The sequence below is a fragment of the Streptomyces antnestii genome, assembly GCF_004005495.1.
In the GTDB taxonomy this organism is placed as follows: Bacteria; Actinomycetota; Actinomycetes; order Streptomycetales; family Streptomycetaceae; genus Streptomyces; species Streptomyces antnestii.
Genome location: NZ_RZYA01000010.1, coordinates 57715 through 74269, shown reverse-complemented (window position 1 = coordinate 74269; position 16555 = coordinate 57715). Strand labels below are relative to the sequence as shown.

Sequence of the window (16555 nt, the reverse complement as noted above, 5' to 3'; positions counted from 1 at the left end):
GGTACCGTGCGCATCTGACCGCTCACGGGCCTCGGGGGAGACTGCAGCCATGCGAGACGACCGCACGTACCGCAACGACCTGGAACGGCGGTTCCTCGCCGGCGCGCTGAAGACGCGTACACGAGGCTTCTGGCTGCTCGTCGCAGCCGCGCTGATGTGGCTGTTCCTGCTGGCCAGGCTCCTGCTGCCGCCGGGCATCTTCCTCGCGTCCGGCGGCCACGGGGGCTCCGGCTGTGACGGCCCGCTCCTCTTCGAGACGGTGAGGGGCAGCTACGACGGCCGCGTCTACGACAGCTGCGTCCTCGACGCCTGGCCGCCCCTGTTCGCCGTCCTCGCCCTCTCCGTCCCGATCGGCCTGGTGGGCGCGGTCTTCTACGTACGGGGCGTCATCACCGCGAATCTCAGCCACTACGTCCGCTCCATGACGGGGCACTGAGCCGAACCGCCGGGGGACGCGCTGTCCGTCGGCCCCCGCGGCCACGACACAATGGGGGGTATGAGCGACAGCGCAACCCCCCTCGCGGACCCGCACCTCGTCTACGATCCCGCCGGCGCGGACGGCCCGCGCGAGATCGTCATCCTCGGCTCCACGGGCTCGATCGGCACCCAGGCCATCGACCTGGTGCTGCGCAACCCCGACCGCTTCACGGTCACGGCGCTGTCCGCCGCGGGCGGCCGGGTCGGCCTGCTCGCCGAACAGGCCAGGCAGCTGCGCGTACGGACCGTCGCGGTCGCCCGTGAGGACGTCGTGCCCGCCCTGCGCGAGGCCCTGCGCGCCGTCTACACCGACGGCGAGCCCCTCCCCGAGATCCTGGCGGGCCCCGACGCGGCCACTCAGGTCGCGGCCTCCCCCTGCCACACCGTCCTCAACGGCATCACCGGATCCATCGGCCTCGCCCCGACCCTCGCCGCCCTGGAGGCCGGGCGCACCCTCGCCCTCGCCAACAAGGAATCGCTCATCGTCGGCGGCCCCCTGGTCAAGGCGCTCGCGAAGCCGGGCCAGATCATCCCGGTCGACTCCGAGCACGCCGCGCTGTTCCAGGCCCTCGCGGCCGGCAAGCGCGCCGACGTGCGCAAGCTCGTCGTCACCGCGTCCGGCGGCCCCTTCAGAGGACGCACGAAGGCGGACCTCGCGAACGTCACCCCCCAGGACGCGCTCGCGCACCCGACCTGGGCGATGGGCCCGGTGATCACCGTGAACTCCGCGACCCTCGTCAACAAGGGCCTGGAGGTGATCGAGGCCCACCTCCTCTACGACATTCCGTTCGAGCGGATCGAGGTCGTGGTCCACCCGCAGTCCTACGTGCACTCCATGGTCGAGTTCACGGACGGCTCCACCCTCGCCCAGGCCACCCCTCCCGACATGCGAGGACCCATCGCGATCGGCCTCGGCTGGCCCGAGCGGATCCCCGACGCGGCACCCGCGTTCGACTGGACGAAGGCGTCCAGCTGGGAGTTCTTCCCCCTCGACACCGACGCCTTCCCCTCGGTCGGGCTCGCCCGGCACGTGGGCAAGCTCGCGGGCACGGCCCCGGCAGTGTTCAATGCGGCGAACGAGGAGTGCGTGGACGCGTTCCTGAACGGCTCACTGCCGTTCAACGGCATCATGGACACCGTCACGAGGGTCGTCGAAGAACACGGCGTTCCCGCGAAGGGAACTTCCCTGACCGTCGCGGACGTCCTCGAAGCGGAGACCTGGGCACGCGCCCGGGCCCGCGAACTGACGGCACAGGCGACATCGACCGCGGAGGCTCGTGCATGACGACCCTGATGATGATCCTCGGCATAGTCGTCTTCGCGATCGGGCTGCTCATCTCGATCGCCTGGCACGAGCTGGGACATCTGTCGACCGCGAAGCTCTTCAAGATCCGCGTGCCGCAGTACATGGTCGGCTTCGGCCCGACGATCTGGTCGCGCAAGAAGGGCGAGACGGAGTACGGCGTCAAGGCGGTCCCGCTCGGCGGCTACATCCGCATGATCGGCATGTTCCCGCCCGGCCCGGACGGACGCATCGAGTCCCGCTCGACGTCACCGCTGCGCAGCATGGTCGAGGACGCGCGCGCCGCGGCCTTCGAGGAGGTCGAACCGGGCGACGAGGACCGCCTCTTCTACACGCGCAAGCCGTGGAAGAGGGTCATCGTGATGTTCGCGGGCCCGTTCATGAACCTGATCCTCGCGTTCGGCCTGTTCCTCACGGTCCTGATGGGCTTCGGCACCACCCAGGAGACCACCACGGTCAGCGAGGTGCAGAAGTGCGTGGTCAAGCAGAGTGAGAAGCGCGACACCTGCAAGAAGTCCGACCCCGCGTCCCCGGCCGCCGCGGCAGGGCTCCGGGCCAAGGATAAGATCGTCTCGTTCGACGGCGTGAAGACCGAGCGGTGGAACACCCTCTCCGACGAGATCCGCGCCAACCCCGGCAGGACCGTCGACATCGTCGTCCTGCGCGACGGCCACGAGAAGGTCCTGCACGCCAAGATCGCCACCAACCAGGTGGCGAAGAAGGACAGCAGCGGCCAGATCGTCAAGGGCCAGTACGTCAACGCCGGCTTCCTCGGCTTCAGCGCCGCCACCGGAGTCGTACGCCTGGACTTCGGCGAGTCCGTGACCTGGATGGGCGACCGCGTCGACGACTCCGTGCACTCGCTCGCCGCGCTGCCGGGGAAGATCCCGGCCCTGTGGGACGCCGCCTTCGGCAACGGCCCCCGTGAACCGGACTCGCCCATGGGCGTGGTCGGCGCGGCCCGGGTCGGCGGGGAGATCTTCAACCTGGACATCCCGGCCACCCAGCAGCTCGGCATGTCCCTGATGCTCGTCGCGGGCTTCAACCTGTCGCTGTTCCTCTTCAACATGCTGCCGCTGCTCCCCCTGGACGGCGGCCACATCGCCGGCGCCCTGTGGGAGTCGCTCCGCCGGCACGTGGCCAAGGTCTTCAGACGCCCCGACCCCGGCCCGTTCGACGTGGCGAAGCTGATGCCGGTGGCCTATGTGGTGGCGGGGATCTTCGTCTGCTTCACCGTCCTCGTGCTGATCGCGGACGTGGTAAATCCGGTCAAAATCACATAGTTACCCATCGTTATGGGCGGCCAGGCATGGTCTGTGCCTGGCCGCCTACCTTTGGGTGGAGTTCCGGACGTGATGTGCTCCGGCCCAGGCCGGTGACGTAATCTCGAATCCTGGAGCCCGCTCACCACGGGACGCCGATCCGTGTCTCGTTCTCGGGTCTCGATTCCACACCTTGGGGTTGCACAGCAGATGACCGCGATTTCTCTCGGCATGCCGTCCGTTCCGACCAAGCTCGCCGAGCGCCGCAAGAGCCGGCAGATCCAGGTCGGCACCGTGGCGGTCGGCGGGGACGCACCCGTGTCGGTGCAGTCCATGACGACGACCCGCACGTCCGACATCGGCGCCACGCTCCAGCAGATCGCCGAGCTCACCGCGTCCGGCTGCCAGATCGTCCGGGTCGCCTGTCCCACGCAGGACGACGCCGACGCGCTCGCCGTCATCGCGAAGAAGTCGCAGATCCCCGTGATCGCGGACATCCACTTCCAGCCGAAGTACGTCTTCGCCGCCATCGACGCCGGCTGCGCCGCGGTCCGCGTGAACCCGGGCAACATCAAGCAGTTCGACGACAAGGTCAAGGAGATCGCGCGCGCCGCGAAGGACGCGGGCACCCCGATCCGCATCGGCGTGAACGCGGGCTCGCTCGACGCCCGTCTCCTGAAGAAGTACGGCAAGGCCACCCCCGAGGCGCTCGTCGAGTCCGCCCTGTGGGAGGCGTCCCTCTTCGAGGAGCACGGCTTCCGCGACATCAAGATCTCGGTCAAGCACAACGACCCGGTCGTCATGGTGAACGCGTACCGGCAGCTCGCCGCCCAGTGCGACTACCCGCTGCACCTCGGCGTCACCGAGGCGGGCCCCGCGTTCCAGGGCACGATCAAGTCCGCCGTCGCGTTCGGTGCGCTGCTCTCCGAGGGCATCGGCGACACGATCCGGGTGTCCCTGTCGGCCCCGCCCGTCGAGGAGATCAAGGTCGGCAACCAGATCCTGGAGTCGCTGAACCTCAAGCCGCGCCGCCTGGAGATCGTCTCCTGCCCGTCCTGCGGCCGCGCCCAGGTCGACGTCTACAAGCTCGCCGAAGAGGTCACCGCCGGCCTCGACGGCATGGAGGTGCCGCTGCGCGTCGCCGTCATGGGCTGCGTCGTGAACGGCCCGGGCGAGGCCCGCGAGGCCGACCTCGGCGTCGCCTCCGGCAACGGCAAGGGCCAGATCTTCGTCAAGGGCGAGGTCATCAAGACCGTCCCCGAGTCGAAGATCGTCGAGACCCTCATCGAAGAGGCGCTGAAGATCGCCGAGCAGATGGAGAAGGACGGCGTCGCCTCGGGCGAGCCGACGGTCGCGATCGCGGGCTGACGCCGCGGCGCCCGGTGCGGGGTGCCGGGTGCCTGTTCTGGGGCGGCTGCAGGTTGTGTGTGGCTGGTCGCGCAGTTCCCCGCGCCCCTGAGATGCACGCCCTGCGGGCGGCATCTCCCCGCTGGAGGCACAGCGGCGAAGCCGCATGCCTCCAGGGGCGCGGGGCTGTGACATTTTGCGGCTCCGCCGCGTGGGCGCGACCAGCCACGACGGCGCCGCAGCCTCCCCAGCAGCAAGAACCCCGCACACGGGAGCGCCCCCCGCAACCCCGCCGGGTAAAGTGCGGAGACCAGCAGACTCGTCCCGCCCCGCCGTGAGGCCCCCGCACTTGTTGACTCAGACCACCACCCGGGTCCTCGATCCGAGTGACCTCGACGCCGCGCTCGCCGTGCTCGACCGCGAGCCGGTCGCCAACGCCTTCGTGACATCCCGCGTCCAGGTCGCGGGCCTCGACCCGTGGCGCCTCGGCGGCGAGATGTGGGGCTGGTACGAGGACGGGATGCTGGAGTCCCTCTGCTACGCGGGCGCGAACCTCGTCCCGATCTGCGCCACCCCGAGGGCCGTGCGCGGGTTCGCGGACCGCGCGCGCCGGGCCGGCCGCCGCTGTTCCTCCATCGTCGGCCCCGCCGAGCCCACCGCCCAGCTGTGGCGGCTGCTCGAACCGAACTGGGGCCCCGCCCGTGAGGTCCGCGCCCAGCAGCCCCTCATGGTCACCGACCGGCTCCCTGGCGACATCGCCCCGGACCCGTACGTCCGCCGCGTCCGCAAGGACGAGATGGAGACGATCATGCCGGCGTGTGTGGCGATGTTCACCGAGGAGGTCGGCGTCTCGCCGCTCGCCGGTGACGGGGGCCTGCTGTACCAGGCGCGGGTGGCGGAACTGGTCGGTTCGGGGCGCTCGTTCGCCCGGCTCGATGAGCACGGCAAGGTCGTCTTCAAGGCCGAGATCGGCGCCGCGACGACGCGAGCCTGCCAGATCCAGGGCGTGTGGATCGCCCCCGAGTACCGCGGCCGGGGCCTCGCCGCCCCCGGCATGGCGGCCGTCCTGCGCTATGCGCTCGCGGATGTCGCGCCGCTGGTCAGCCTGTACGTGAACGACTTCAACACCCCGGCGCGGGCCGCGTACCGACGGGTCGGCTTCGAGGAAGTCGGCGCGTTCATGAGCGTCCTGTTCTGACCCGCGCCCACTCCGGTCCACTCCGGCCCGCGCCCACCTCGCCCCACGTGTCCCCCTGTCTCAGCTGTTCGACACGGTTTGACATTAGTGAGACTTATGAACCATAAAGGGGAAGCTTTGGTTCAATCTTCACTGAGTGTAGGTGCCACACGATGTCTGCTCCCGGGTCCGATTCCGGCATCGCCGCCTGGCAGGAATGGCGTGCCGACCGCCGCCGCTCCGTCACGGCCCCCACCGGAAACCTCGCGCTCGTCGAGACCCGCTGGCTGCCCGCCGGCGAGCTCCCCGACCTGGACGCCGCCCGCGCGGACCTCCCCGACGGCGTGACCGTCACCGCCCTCGAGCGCACCGACATGGTCACCGGCGAACCCGAGCACGGCCTGCGCTTCTGGGACGCGAACTCCCCGGCCCTGACGGCCTTCGAGCGCGTCGACACCTTCCCGTACGACCCGGCCTGGGTCCTCGACGCCACGTACACGCCCGTCGAGGGCGCCCGCAGCGTGGCCTTCGAGCACCTGCGCGACAACGGCGGCACCCGCGACAAGGTCGTCCCCGGCGACATCGCCGTGACCGTCGACGGCACCGAGTACACCCTCTCCGCCTTCGACGACGACGGCACGCTGCTGCTCGTCTTCGGCGACCCGACCAACGGATCGGGCACCTACGGCGCGGGCCGCTTCCTCTTCGTCGAGCACGCGGGCGAGGACCGGGTCCGCCTCGACTTCAACCGCGCGTTCGTGCCGCCGTGCGGGTTCTCCGATCAGTACAACTGTCCGATGCCGCCGCGACAGAACCGCTTCCACCTGCCCGTCGAGGCGGGCGAGAAGCTTCCGGTCTTCCGCGACGGCTTCGCCGACCAGCACTGATCCCCGCGCTCCCGTCCCCTCCCCGCGCCCGTACGAAGGCAGTCCCATGAACCTCCCCAAGAAGCCCCTGTCCGCCGGTGTGCTCACCGTCGCCCTCGCCGTGACCCTCGCCGCCTGCGGCGGATCCGGCGGCAACAACAACAGCAGCGGCGGCGGCGCGTACGACAAGAACGCCACCGTCAACATCGGTTCCCTGTACGAGCCGCAGAACCTCGACAACACCGCGGGCGGCGGCCAGGGCGTCACCGAGGCGCTCAACGGCAACGTCTACGAGGGCCTGTTCAAGCTCACCGACGACGGCAAGGTCGACAAGCTCCTCGCCCGGGACTACAAGGTCTCCCCGGACGGCCTCACCTACACCTTCACCCTGCGCGACGGCGTGAAGTTCCACAGTGGCAAGGCGCTGACCAGCAAGGACGTCAAGTACAGCCTGGAGAAGGTGATCGCGCCGGACTCGCAGTCCGCGCGCAAGTCCAACCTCGAGGTCATCAAGACGATCGACACCCCCGACGCGCAGACCGTGAAGGTCACGCTGAAGCAGAAGTCGATCTCCTTCGTCTACAACCTCTCCTACGTCTGGATCATCAACGACCAGGCGAAGAACCTGAAGACCAGCGAGGACGGCACCGGCCCGTACAAGCTGAACAAGTGGACCCGCGGCTCCGCCCTGAGCCTCGACCGCTTCGCCGGCTACTGGGGCACCGCCACCACGAACAAGCAGGCCGTCTTCCACTACTACAAGGACGCGACGGCGCTGAACAACGCGCTCCTGACGAACGCCGTCGACGTCGTGACCAGCGAGCAGTCGCCCGACGCCCTCGACCAGTTCAAGTCCAACCAGAACTACAAGGTCACCGACGGCAATTCGACGACCAAGCTGCTCCTCGCCTTCAACGACAAGGCCAAGCCGTTCACGGACGTCAAGGTCCGCCAGGCCGTCTCGTCCGCGATCGACGACAAGAAGCTCCTCGAATCCGTCTGGGGCGGCTACGGCAAGCAGATCGGGTCGATGGTGCCGCCCACCGACCCCTGGTACGAGGACCTGACCAAGGTCAACGCGTACGACACGGCGAAGGCCAAGAAGCTCCTGAAGGAGGCGGGTTACGAGAAGGGCTTCAGCTTCACGCTGGACACCCCGAACTACGACCCGCACCCCACGGCCGCCACCTTCATCAAGTCGCAGCTCGCCAAGGTCGGCATCACCGTCAAGATCAACACGATCACGCCCGACGAGTGGTACACGAAGGTCTACAAGAACCACGACTTCACGGCCACGCTCCAGGAGCACGTCAACGACCGCGACGTCGTCTGGTACGGCAACCCCGACTTCTACTGGGGCTACGACAACAAGCAGGTCACCCAGTGGGTCGCGGACGCCGAGAAGGCGTCGACCACGCAGGCGCAGACCGAGCTCCTCAAGAAGGTCAACCGAAAGACCGCCGAGGACGCCGCCAGCGACTGGCTCTACCTGTACCCGCAGATCGTCGTCGCGAGCAGCAAGGTGTCCGGCTACCCGCTCAACGGCCTCAACTCGCAGTTCTTCGCGTACGACATCAAGAAGGGCTGATGACCGGCTACCTCCTGCGCCGCCTCGCCTTCCTCGTCGTCTCCCTCGTCCTCGCGAGCATCGTCCTCTTCGTGCTCCTGAGGATGCTGCCCGGCGACCCGGCGAACGCGCTCACCTCCGTGGGCGCGTCGCCGGAGCAGATCGCGGCGGCGCGGCACTCCATCGGCTCCGACCGGCCGCTGCCCGAACAGTTCACCCACTGGATCGGGCAGCTCGCCACCGGCGACCTCGGCACGTCCTTCGTCAGCTCGCTGCCGGTCGGCCCCGAGGTCGTACAGCGCCTGAGCGTCACCGTGCCGCTGACCCTGTCCGCGTTCGTGCTCGCCGTGCTGATCGCGGTCCCGGCCGGTTTCGTCGCCGCGCACAAGCGCCGGACCTGGTACGGCGCCCTGCTCAGCGGGGTGTCCCAACTGGGCATCGCTGTCCCGGTGTTCTGGCTCGGCATGATCCTCGTCGTCGTGTTCGCGCTGAACGCGGGCTGGCTGCCGTCCGGCGGGTTCCCGCAGGACGGCTGGTCCGACCCGGCCCAGGCGATCCGCTCGCTCGTCCTGCCCGTCGTCACCATCGCCCTCGTCATGTCGGCGTCCCTGATCCGCTACGTACGGTCCGCGACCCTCGACGTCCTCGACAGCGACTACCTGCGCACCTCGCGCGCCCTCGGCTCGTCCTTCGGCCAGGCCATGTGGCGCCACGGACTGCGCAACGCCTCCGTGCCGGTCATCTCGATCCTCGGCATCGAACTGGCGTCGACCCTCCTCGGCGCCGTCGTCGTCGAGTCCGTGTTCGCGCTGCCGGGGCTCGGCTCCCTCCTCGCCACCGGCATCGCCCAGCACGACTACCCCGTCATCCAGGGCGTCCTGTTCGTCTCCACCCTGGCCGTGCTGCTCATCGGCTTCGCCGCCGACCTCGTGCAGCGCGCCATCGACCCGCGCCTGCGCGGCCGGCTCTCGGGAGGTGCCCGATGAAGCGCTCCGCGACCCTGTGGACGGGATGCGTCCTCGCCGGACTCATCGCCCTCGTCGCGCTCGTCTCCCTGTTCTGGCTGCCGTACGACGCCTCGGACACCTCCGGCACGCGGCTCGCCGGGCCGGGCGGCTCTCATCTGCTCGGCACCGACAAGCTCGGTCGTGACCTGCTGACGCAGCTCATGACCGGGTCCCGGATCGCGCTCGCCGCCGGCCTCGGATCCGTCGCCATCGCGGCCCTCGTCGGCATCACGCTCGGCCTGGTCGCGGCGTTCGCCCAGGGCTGGTTCGACGACACCGTCTCCGCGTTCCTCGACATCCTCATCGCGTTCCCGACGCTGCTGCTCGCCATGCTGATCGTCTCCGCCCGCTCGGCGACCCTCACCTCGGCGATCATCGCGATCGGTCTCGCCCAGAGCGCGATCGTCGCGCGGCTGACCCGGATCCTCGTCAAGCGCGTCCTCGCGCAGGACTACATCACCGCGTCCCGCACCTCCGGCACGTCCTGGCCCCGCATCGTCGGCGCCCACGTCCTGCCCAACATCTGGCCGACCCTGGCGGTCAACCTGGCGCTCCAGTTCGGCCTCGCCGTCCTCGCCGAGGCCAGCCTGTCCTACCTCGGCCTCGGCGCCCCGCCGCCCAACGCCTCGTGGGGACGCATGCTCCAGGAGGCACAGGCGACGTTCACCACGGCACCGGCCGGCGCCCTCGCGCCCGGCATCCTCCTCGTCCTGCTCGTCATCGGCGTCAACCTCGTCGCCGACGGCCTGCGCGACACCCTCGACCCGGCCCGGCGCAGGAGGACGACGGCATGAGCCTGCTCGACGTACGCGACCTCACCATCCGCACCAGTGACGGCCGCGCCCTCGTCTCGGACCTCACCTTCTCCGTCGACCGGGGCGAACGCCTCGGCCTGATCGGCGAGTCCGGGTCCGGCAAGTCCCTCACCACCCTCGCCACGCTCGGCCTCCTCCCCGACGGCATGACCACCACCGGCAGCGTCGAACTCGACGGCACCCAGATCGTCGGCGCGAGCGAGAAGAGTCTCGTCGAGGTCCGGGGCCGCGCCGCCGCGATCGTCTTCCAGGAGCCGCTGACCGCGCTCGACCCGCTGATGCGGGTGGGCCGGCAGCTCGCCGAACCCCTGCGCCGCCGCCGCGGCCTCAAGGGCGACGCGCTCCGCAAGGCCGTCGCCGAAGCCCTCGAACAGGTCAGGCTGCCCGAACCCGGGCGCATCGCCCGCGCGTTCCCGCACGAGATCTCCGGCGGCCAGCGCCAGCGCGTCGCCCTCGCCATGGCCCTCGCCTGCGAGCCCGACCTGCTCATCGCCGACGAGCCGACCACCGCGCTCGACGTCACCGTGCAGTCCGAGATGCTCGTCCTGCTCGACACCCTCGTCGGGGAGCGCGGCATGGCCGTCCTCTTCGTCAGCCACGACCTGGCCGTCGTCTCCCGCGTCACCGACCGCGTCCTCGTGATGAAGGACGGGCGCGCGGTCGAGGACGGCACCGTGCGCGACCTGGTGCGCGCGCCCCGGCAGCCGTACACCGAGGCGCTCGTCGACAGCGCCCGGCGGCTCGAATCCGCCCTGGACCTGGAAGGGCCCCGATGACCGCCGTACTCGCACTCGACTCCGTCGGGCACACCTACCGCGGAAGCGCCGCTCCCGTGGTCGCGGACGTCTCCCTCGGCGTCGAGGCCGGGCACAGCCTCGCGCTCGTCGGCGAGTCCGGCGCCGGCAAGACGACCCTGCTCCGGCTGCTCCTCGGGCTCGCCCGCCCCACCACCGGAACCGTCCGCTTCGACGGGGACCCGCTCGCCCTCGGCGACCGCGCGCAGATGCGCCGCTTCCGCCGCTCCGTGCAGTGCGTCTTCCAGGACCCGTACGCCTCCCTCGACCCCCGCCAGCGCGTCAGCCGCATCGTCGCCGAGCCGCTGCGCTCGCTCGGCGTCGCCACCGTCGCCGAGGCACGGGCGAAGGTGGCCGAGGCGCTGGAACAGGTCGGGCTCCCGGCGGACGCCGCGTCCCGCTACCCGCACGAGTTCTCCGGCGGCCAGCGCCAGCGCATCGCCATCGCCCGCGCCATCGTCTGCGACCCGCGCGTCCTGCTCGCCGACGAGCCCGTCAGCGCCCTCGACGTGACCACCCGGGTCAAGGTCGTCGACCTCCTCGCCGAACTGAAGCGCGAGCGTGGCCTGACGATCGTCATGGTCTCCCACGACCTGTCCGTCGTGGCTGCCCTCTGCGAGGGGACCGCCGTCCTCGAACGGGGACGCGTCGTCGAGCAGGGCGAGACCCGCGACGTGCTCGGATCGCCCGGACACCCCTACACCCGGCGGCTGCTCGACAGCGTTCCCCGCCTGCCCGTTTGATCAGCTGAGGGCCGCCGGACGGCCCTGTAGTCTCCCCGTCATGACCCAGGACGACGTCGTCACCATCGGGCCTCTCGACCTCGCGGCACACGTGGACGAGGCACTCGCCGTGCAGGCGTACGCCTTCGGTCTGAGCGACGACGAGGTCGCCGTGCGCCGCCAGATCGTGCTGCGGCACCTCACGTACCCGGGAGCGCGCGCCCTCGGCGCCTACACGGGGAGCGGCCGCCTCGTCGGCTTCGTCTACGGCATGCCGAACGACCGCGCCCACTGGTGGTCCACCGTCGTCGAGCCGTATCTGCGCACCCGCGACCTCGACTGGTGGCTCGACGACTCCTTCGTGATCACCGAACTGCACGTCCACCCCCGCTACCAGAACCGCGGCGTCGGACGGTCCCTCATCACCGCCATCACGGACAGCGCCGACGAGCCCCGCTCGATCCTGTCCGCCATCGACTTCGACAGCCCGGCCCGCGGCCTGTACCGCTCGCTCGGCTACCAGGACCTCGCCCGGCAGGTCCTCTTCCCCAGCGCTTCCCGGCCCTACGCGGTCATGGGCGCAGCGCTTCCGCTGCGTCGCTGACCGCAGCCGATTTCCGGGCGCGGCCCGCGCCCGGCTAACCTCCTGGGCATCCCTACCTTTCGCAGCAGGAGTCAAAATCATGGCCCAGGTCCAGCGCATGTCCCGGTTGATGGTCAAGACACTGCGTGACGACCCGGCCGACGCCGAGACGCTCAACCACAAGCTGCTCGTCCGGGCCGGGTACGTGCGCCGTACGGCGGCGGGCATCTGGTCGTGGCTCCCGCTCGGCAAGAAGGTCCTGGAGAACGTCGCCCGCGTCGTCCGCGAGGAGATGGACGAGATGGGCGGCCAGGAGGTCCTGCTCCCGGCCCTGCTGCCCAAGGAGCCCTACGAGGCGACCGGACGCTGGGAGGAGTACGGCCCCGAGCTGTTCCGCCTCAAGGACCGCAAGGGCGCCGAGTACCTCCTCGGCCCCACCCACGAGGAGATCTTCACGCAGCTGGTCAAGGACCAGTGCTCGTCCTACAAGGACCTGCCCGTGATCCTCTACCAGATCCAGGCCAAGTACCGCGACGAGGCCCGCCCGCGCGCCGGCATCCTGCGCGGCCGCGAGTTCCTGATGAAGGACTCCTACTCCTTCGACACCACGGACGAGGGTCTCGCCGAGTCGTACGCCCTGCACCGCGAGGCGTACATCAAGATCTTCGAGCGCCTCGGCCTCGACCACCGCATCGTCTCCGCCGTCTCCGGCGCGATGGGCGGCTCGGCCTCCGAGGAGTTCCTCGCCCCGGCCCCCGCCGGCGAGGACACCTTCGTGGACTGCCCCGCGTGCGACTACGCCGCCAACACCGAGGCCGTCACCTTCGCCGCCACGGCCGTCGAGACCGCCGAGCACCCGGCCGTCGAGGAGCTGGACACCCCCGACACCCCGACCATCGAGACCCTCGCGGCCCACCTCGGCGTCGAGGCCTCCGCGACCCTCAAGAACCTCCTCGTCAAGGTCGACGGCGAGATCGTCGCCGTGGGCGTCCCCGGCGACCGCGAGGTCGACCTCGGCAAGCTCGGCGAGCACCTCGCCCCGGCCGTCGTCGAGCTCGTCACCGCCGAGGACTTCGAGGGCCGCGACGACCTCGTACGCGGCTACGTGGGTCCGCAGGGCCTGGAGAAGGTCCGCTACATCGCCGACCCGCGCATCGCCTCCGGCACGGCCTGGATCACCGGCGCCAACAAGCCGGGCAAGCACGCGAAGAACGTCGTCGCGGGCCGCGACTTCGAGGTCGACGACTACCTCGACGTCGTCGTGGTCGAGGCGGGCGACCCCTGCCCCAAGTGCGGCACCGGCCTGCGCCTGGACCGCGCCATCGAGATCGGCCACATCTTCCAGCTGGGCCGCAAGTACGCCGACGCCTTCCAGCTCGACGTCCTCGGCAACCAGGGCAAGCCGGTCCGCGTGACCATGGGCTCCTACGGCATCGGCGTCTCCCGCGCGGTGGCCGCCCTCGCCGAGCAGACCGCCGACGACAAGGGCCTGTGCTGGCCCAAGGAGATCGCCCCGGCCGACGTCCACGTGGTCGCCGCCGGCAAGGCGCTCCAGACGGAACTGGCCCTCGAGGTCTCCCAGAAGCTGGCCGACGCCGGCGTCCGCGTCCTCGTCGATGACCGCGCCGGCGTCTCCCCGGGCGTGAAGTTCACCGACGCGGAACTGATCGGCGTCCCGCAGATCCTCGTCGCCGGCCGCCGCTCGGCCGACGGCATCGTGGAACTCAAGGACCGCAAGACGGGCGAGCGAGAGGAACTGACGGTCGAGGAGGCCATCGCCCGCCTGACGGCATAACCAGAAACTGAGAACGCCGGACGGGCTGGATCACTCCAGCCCGTCCGGCGTTTCTTTTCAGCCCGTTGGGGGTCCCCCCGGACGGAGTCTGGGGGAGTTTGAGGACCGGGGCCCGGGGCGGAGCCCCGAAACTTCGGGAAGGGGCGGGCTGGGGGAGAAGAAAACGCCCCGACAGCCACCCCCTACAACCACCCCGCGAACTCCAGCAACAACTCCGCATCCCGCTCACGCCCCACGCGCAGTGCCCGCACACCGGACTCCACCGCCCGGAACAGCGTCCACCCCCGCAACCGCTCCTGGTCCACGTCCAGCGACTCAGCGAGCCGCTTCACCCGCCGCCGAGTCGTCGCCGCCCCGGACGGCGACGCGATCAGGTCCTCCACCCGGTCCCGGACGAGCCGCGCCAGATCGAAGGCGCACTCACCGACGACCGGGTCCGGCCCCACCGCGAGCCACGGCGTCCGCTCCCCGGCAAGGACCTTGCTCTGCCGGAACGTCCCGTGCAGCAACCGCACCTCCGGCGGCGCCACGAGCAGTTCGTCCCGCGCCGTGAGCGCCGCGTCGACCAGCGGTACGACCTCCGGCTCCGTGGCGGCCGTCGCCCGCATGGCCTCCGCCTGCCTGCCTGTCCGGTCGGCGACCGTCTCGCAGGACCGCCACGACGGCGGGTCCACCCACAGCCTGCGCAGCGTGCCCGCGGCCTCGAGGAGCGCCTTCGCCTCGGGCAGCGAACGCACGGACACATCGGGGTGCAGCCGTTCGAGGAGCAGGTCCCCGCCGTCGCCGACGAGCTGCACCGCCCCCAGCCCGTTCCAGTGCGTGAGTGCCGCGTGCTCGGCCTCCGGACGGAAGCGCTCCGGGGCCAGCTTCAGGACGGCGGGGGTGCCGTCGGCCCGCCGCACCAGCACGACGAGGCTGCTGCGCCCACCCGGCACATGCACCCGCTCGACCGTCAACTCAAGCCGTTCCACGGCCTCTTGGAGGATCTCCGGCAGCCTCGCCAGCCAACCGGACGCCCCGTCGTCACGCACCTCGCCGAGCGCGTTGACCAGCCGCTTCGGCGGTTCGAAAGACATGCGCGAGCAACTCCCTTCCCCGTGACCGTCCCCGTGACCCGCGGACCGTCGGTGTGACCGTGACCGGCTACGCCTTGGGTGTCGCGGACGCTTCGGGCGCCGCGGACCGCTCGGCGAGACCAGGGAAGGCTACGCTGCCGCCGCGCCACCGCACCGCCCGCACCGCCGCCTCCCGCAGCGCGTCCGCCGCCCCCCGCCGCCGCGCCCCCTCGGAGGCCCGCACCAGGTCCGAGTAGACCCCGGCGACCCGGTCCTCGATGTCCGCCGCGAGCCGCGCCGCCGCCGCCGAGTCCGGCACGGGGAAGGGCAGCGCGTAGGCGCCCGCGGACGGCTCGGGCTCGCCGCCGAGGTCACGGACCGTGCGCCGCAGGCCGTCCCGGCGGGAACGGTGCGCGTCGTACGCGGTACGCGCCTCCGCCCTGCGGTCCTCACGGATCCGGCCGCCGACCACGCCGTACCCGTACACGGCCGCGTGCTCGGCGGCCAGCGCCGCCTGGACCGCGGCCAGGAGCTTCTTGTCGCCGTCGTCGCGGCGGCTCGTGCCGGCCATGTCAGTCCTCCGTCAGCAGGTACGCGTGGCCGGCGCCCGCGGCGGCCACCGAGGCGAGCAGGCGGGCCAGTTCGGCGGGGGCGTCGACCAGGGCGGCGGCCCGGCGCCCGGCGAGGTCCCGTTCGGCCGCCGCGAGGGCCCGCACGGTGTCCTTCTCGGAGGCCGGAGCCGTGGCGGACGCCGTCGGGGTGGGCGAGGCGGGCGCCGACGGACGCGCCGGGGCCCCGAAGGCCTTCGCGTGCCGGGCCACCTCGTCCCGCAGCGGGCCGAGCCGGGCGGCCAGGGCCGGATGGGCCGCGAGAGCGGCGTCGTACCGGTCGAGCAGGCCCTCGCTGTCGCGGGCCGCACGCGCCGTGATCCGCTGCGCGGCCGAGGCGCTGCGCGTGCCCCGCGCGCCGCCCGGGGTGGGCTCCCCGGCGTCGGAACAGCCCGTCAGGAGCGCGGCCCCGGCCACCCCGGCCAGCAGGCTCCTTCTTCGCGGCCCGGAGAGGGCCCCAGTGGTCAAAGGCACGGCAGACGTCCTCGGGCAGGTAAGGATGGCAGGAAGGATTCAGCAGGATCGGCGGGAGTAGTGGGCGCAGGCCCGGTGATCACCGTACCTGCGGCCCGCGCCGGGTGGACGGCAACACCCCCCTGGACCGGATACCCTTTGACCTGACACACGACGAGACCACAACAGCACACGCGGCCGAGGAGTCACCCGGATGAGCACCACCCAGAGCGAGAGGCTGCGGTCACTACTGGAACCGCTCGTGAGCTCCCAGGGCCTCGATCTCGAAGAGATCGAAGTGGCATCGGTCGGACGTAAGCGAGTGCTGAGGGTCGTCGTCGACTCCGACACCGGAGCGGATCTGGACCAGGTCGCCGATGTGAGCCGCGCGCTCTCGGCGAAGCTGGACGAGACGGACGCCATGGGCGAGGGCGAGTACGACCTCGAGGTCGGCACCCCCGGCGCCGAGCGCGCCCTGACCGAGCACCGCCACTACGTGCGAGCCGAAGGCCGCCTGGTGAAGTTCCAGCTGGCCGACGAGAGCGAGCTCGTCGCGCGGATCCTGACCGTGGACGACGAGGGCCTGGACCTCGAGGTGCCCGGCGTGAAGGGGCGCAAGCCCACCGCCCGCAGGATCGCCTTCGACGGCATCGCCAAGGCGCGTGTCCAGGTCGAGTTCAACCGTAAGAACAAGAACGACGAAGAGAATGCGGAGGAGGCGTAG

Annotated in this window: 17 protein-coding genes; 14 read left to right on the top strand and 3 right to left on the bottom strand. The window is 70.8% G+C overall.

Annotation, left to right across the window (positions count from 1 at the left end):
* Positions 1-49 precede the first annotated feature (49 nt).
* The 13 genes from EOT10_RS21430 (at position 50) to EOT10_RS21370 (ending at position 13715) form a co-directional block, all read left to right on the top strand.
* Positions 50-436, top strand: a complete 387-nt coding sequence (locus EOT10_RS21430) for a hypothetical protein (RefSeq protein WP_127829897.1) — start codon at positions 50-52, stop codon at positions 434-436.
* A gap of 60 nt (positions 437-496) precedes the next feature.
* Positions 497-1762 carry a 1-deoxy-D-xylulose-5-phosphate reductoisomerase gene (dxr, locus tag EOT10_RS21425; protein ID WP_127829896.1) on the top strand — a complete coding sequence of 422 codons (1266 nt, stop codon included), beginning with the start codon at positions 497-499 and terminating at the stop codon, positions 1760-1762.
* An 8-nt stretch (positions 1763-1770) separates the two neighbouring features.
* Positions 1771-3063 (top strand): M50 family metallopeptidase, encoded by a 1293-nt coding sequence (locus EOT10_RS21420; RefSeq protein WP_127830068.1) that lies wholly within the window; start codon positions 1771-1773, stop codon positions 3061-3063.
* Between the two features lie 189 nt (positions 3064-3252).
* Positions 3253-4410 (top strand): flavodoxin-dependent (E)-4-hydroxy-3-methylbut-2-enyl-diphosphate synthase, encoded by a 1158-nt coding sequence (gene ispG / locus EOT10_RS21415; RefSeq protein WP_127829895.1) that lies wholly within the window; start codon positions 3253-3255, stop codon positions 4408-4410.
* A gap of 328 nt (positions 4411-4738) precedes the next feature.
* A complete protein-coding gene (locus EOT10_RS21410; protein WP_127829894.1) occupies positions 4739-5587 on the top strand; it encodes a GNAT family N-acetyltransferase in 849 nt (282 codons plus the stop codon).
* 152 nt (positions 5588-5739) lie between these two features.
* Positions 5740-6453: a DUF1684 domain-containing protein gene (locus EOT10_RS21405; protein WP_127829893.1), complete on the top strand. Its 714-nt coding sequence runs from the start codon at positions 5740-5742 to the stop codon at positions 6451-6453.
* A 46-nt stretch (positions 6454-6499) separates the two neighbouring features.
* Complete coding sequence (locus EOT10_RS21400; RefSeq protein WP_127829892.1) at positions 6500-8020, top strand: ABC transporter substrate-binding protein; 1521 nt, start codon at positions 6500-6502, stop codon at positions 8018-8020.
* Positions 8020-8985: an ABC transporter permease gene (locus tag EOT10_RS21395; RefSeq protein WP_127829891.1), complete on the top strand. Its 966-nt coding sequence runs from the start codon at positions 8020-8022 to the stop codon at positions 8983-8985. Before EOT10_RS21400 ends, EOT10_RS21395 begins: the two co-directional genes overlap by 1 nt.
* On the top strand, positions 8982-9800 hold the full coding sequence (locus EOT10_RS21390) for an ABC transporter permease (protein ID WP_127829890.1): 819 nt from the start codon (positions 8982-8984) through the stop codon (positions 9798-9800). The genes EOT10_RS21395 and EOT10_RS21390 overlap by 4 nt, the downstream gene beginning before the upstream one ends.
* Positions 9797-10597 (top strand): ABC transporter ATP-binding protein, encoded by an 801-nt coding sequence (locus EOT10_RS21385; RefSeq protein WP_127829889.1) that lies wholly within the window; start codon positions 9797-9799, stop codon positions 10595-10597. The genes EOT10_RS21390 and EOT10_RS21385 overlap by 4 nt, the downstream gene beginning before the upstream one ends.
* Entirely contained in the window at positions 10594-11358 is a 765-nt protein-coding gene (locus EOT10_RS21380) for an ABC transporter ATP-binding protein (protein ID WP_127829888.1), read from the top strand. Before EOT10_RS21385 ends, EOT10_RS21380 begins: the two co-directional genes overlap by 4 nt.
* A gap of 40 nt (positions 11359-11398) precedes the next feature.
* A complete protein-coding gene (locus tag EOT10_RS21375) occupies positions 11399-11941 on the top strand; it encodes a GNAT family N-acetyltransferase (RefSeq protein ID WP_127829887.1) in 543 nt (180 codons plus the stop codon).
* 79 nt (positions 11942-12020) lie between these two features.
* The gene (locus EOT10_RS21370) at positions 12021-13715 is read left to right on the top strand and encodes a proline--tRNA ligase (RefSeq protein ID WP_127829886.1); all 1695 of its coding nucleotides are present in this window, start codon (positions 12021-12023) and stop codon (positions 13713-13715) included.
* Between the two features lie 182 nt (positions 13716-13897).
* Here EOT10_RS21370 and EOT10_RS21365 read toward each other — a convergent pair whose 3' ends face one another.
* The 3 genes from EOT10_RS21365 to EOT10_RS21355 form a co-directional block, all read right to left on the bottom strand.
* Entirely contained in the window at positions 13898-14791 is an 894-nt protein-coding gene (locus EOT10_RS21365) for an aminoglycoside phosphotransferase family protein (RefSeq protein ID WP_127829885.1), read from the bottom strand.
* 67 nt (positions 14792-14858) lie between these two features.
* Entirely contained in the window at positions 14859-15341 is a 483-nt protein-coding gene (locus tag EOT10_RS21360; protein ID WP_127829884.1) for a ferritin-like domain-containing protein, read from the bottom strand.
* Between the two features lies 1 nt (position 15342).
* Positions 15343-15852: a hypothetical protein gene (locus EOT10_RS21355; protein WP_127829883.1), complete on the bottom strand. Its 510-nt coding sequence runs from the start codon at positions 15850-15852 to the stop codon at positions 15343-15345.
* 193 nt (positions 15853-16045) lie between these two features.
* On the opposite strand from EOT10_RS21355, the gene rimP reads away from it, so the two are divergent.
* Complete coding sequence (rimP, locus tag EOT10_RS21350) at positions 16046-16555, top strand: ribosome maturation factor RimP (RefSeq protein ID WP_127829882.1); 510 nt, start codon at positions 16046-16048, stop codon at positions 16553-16555.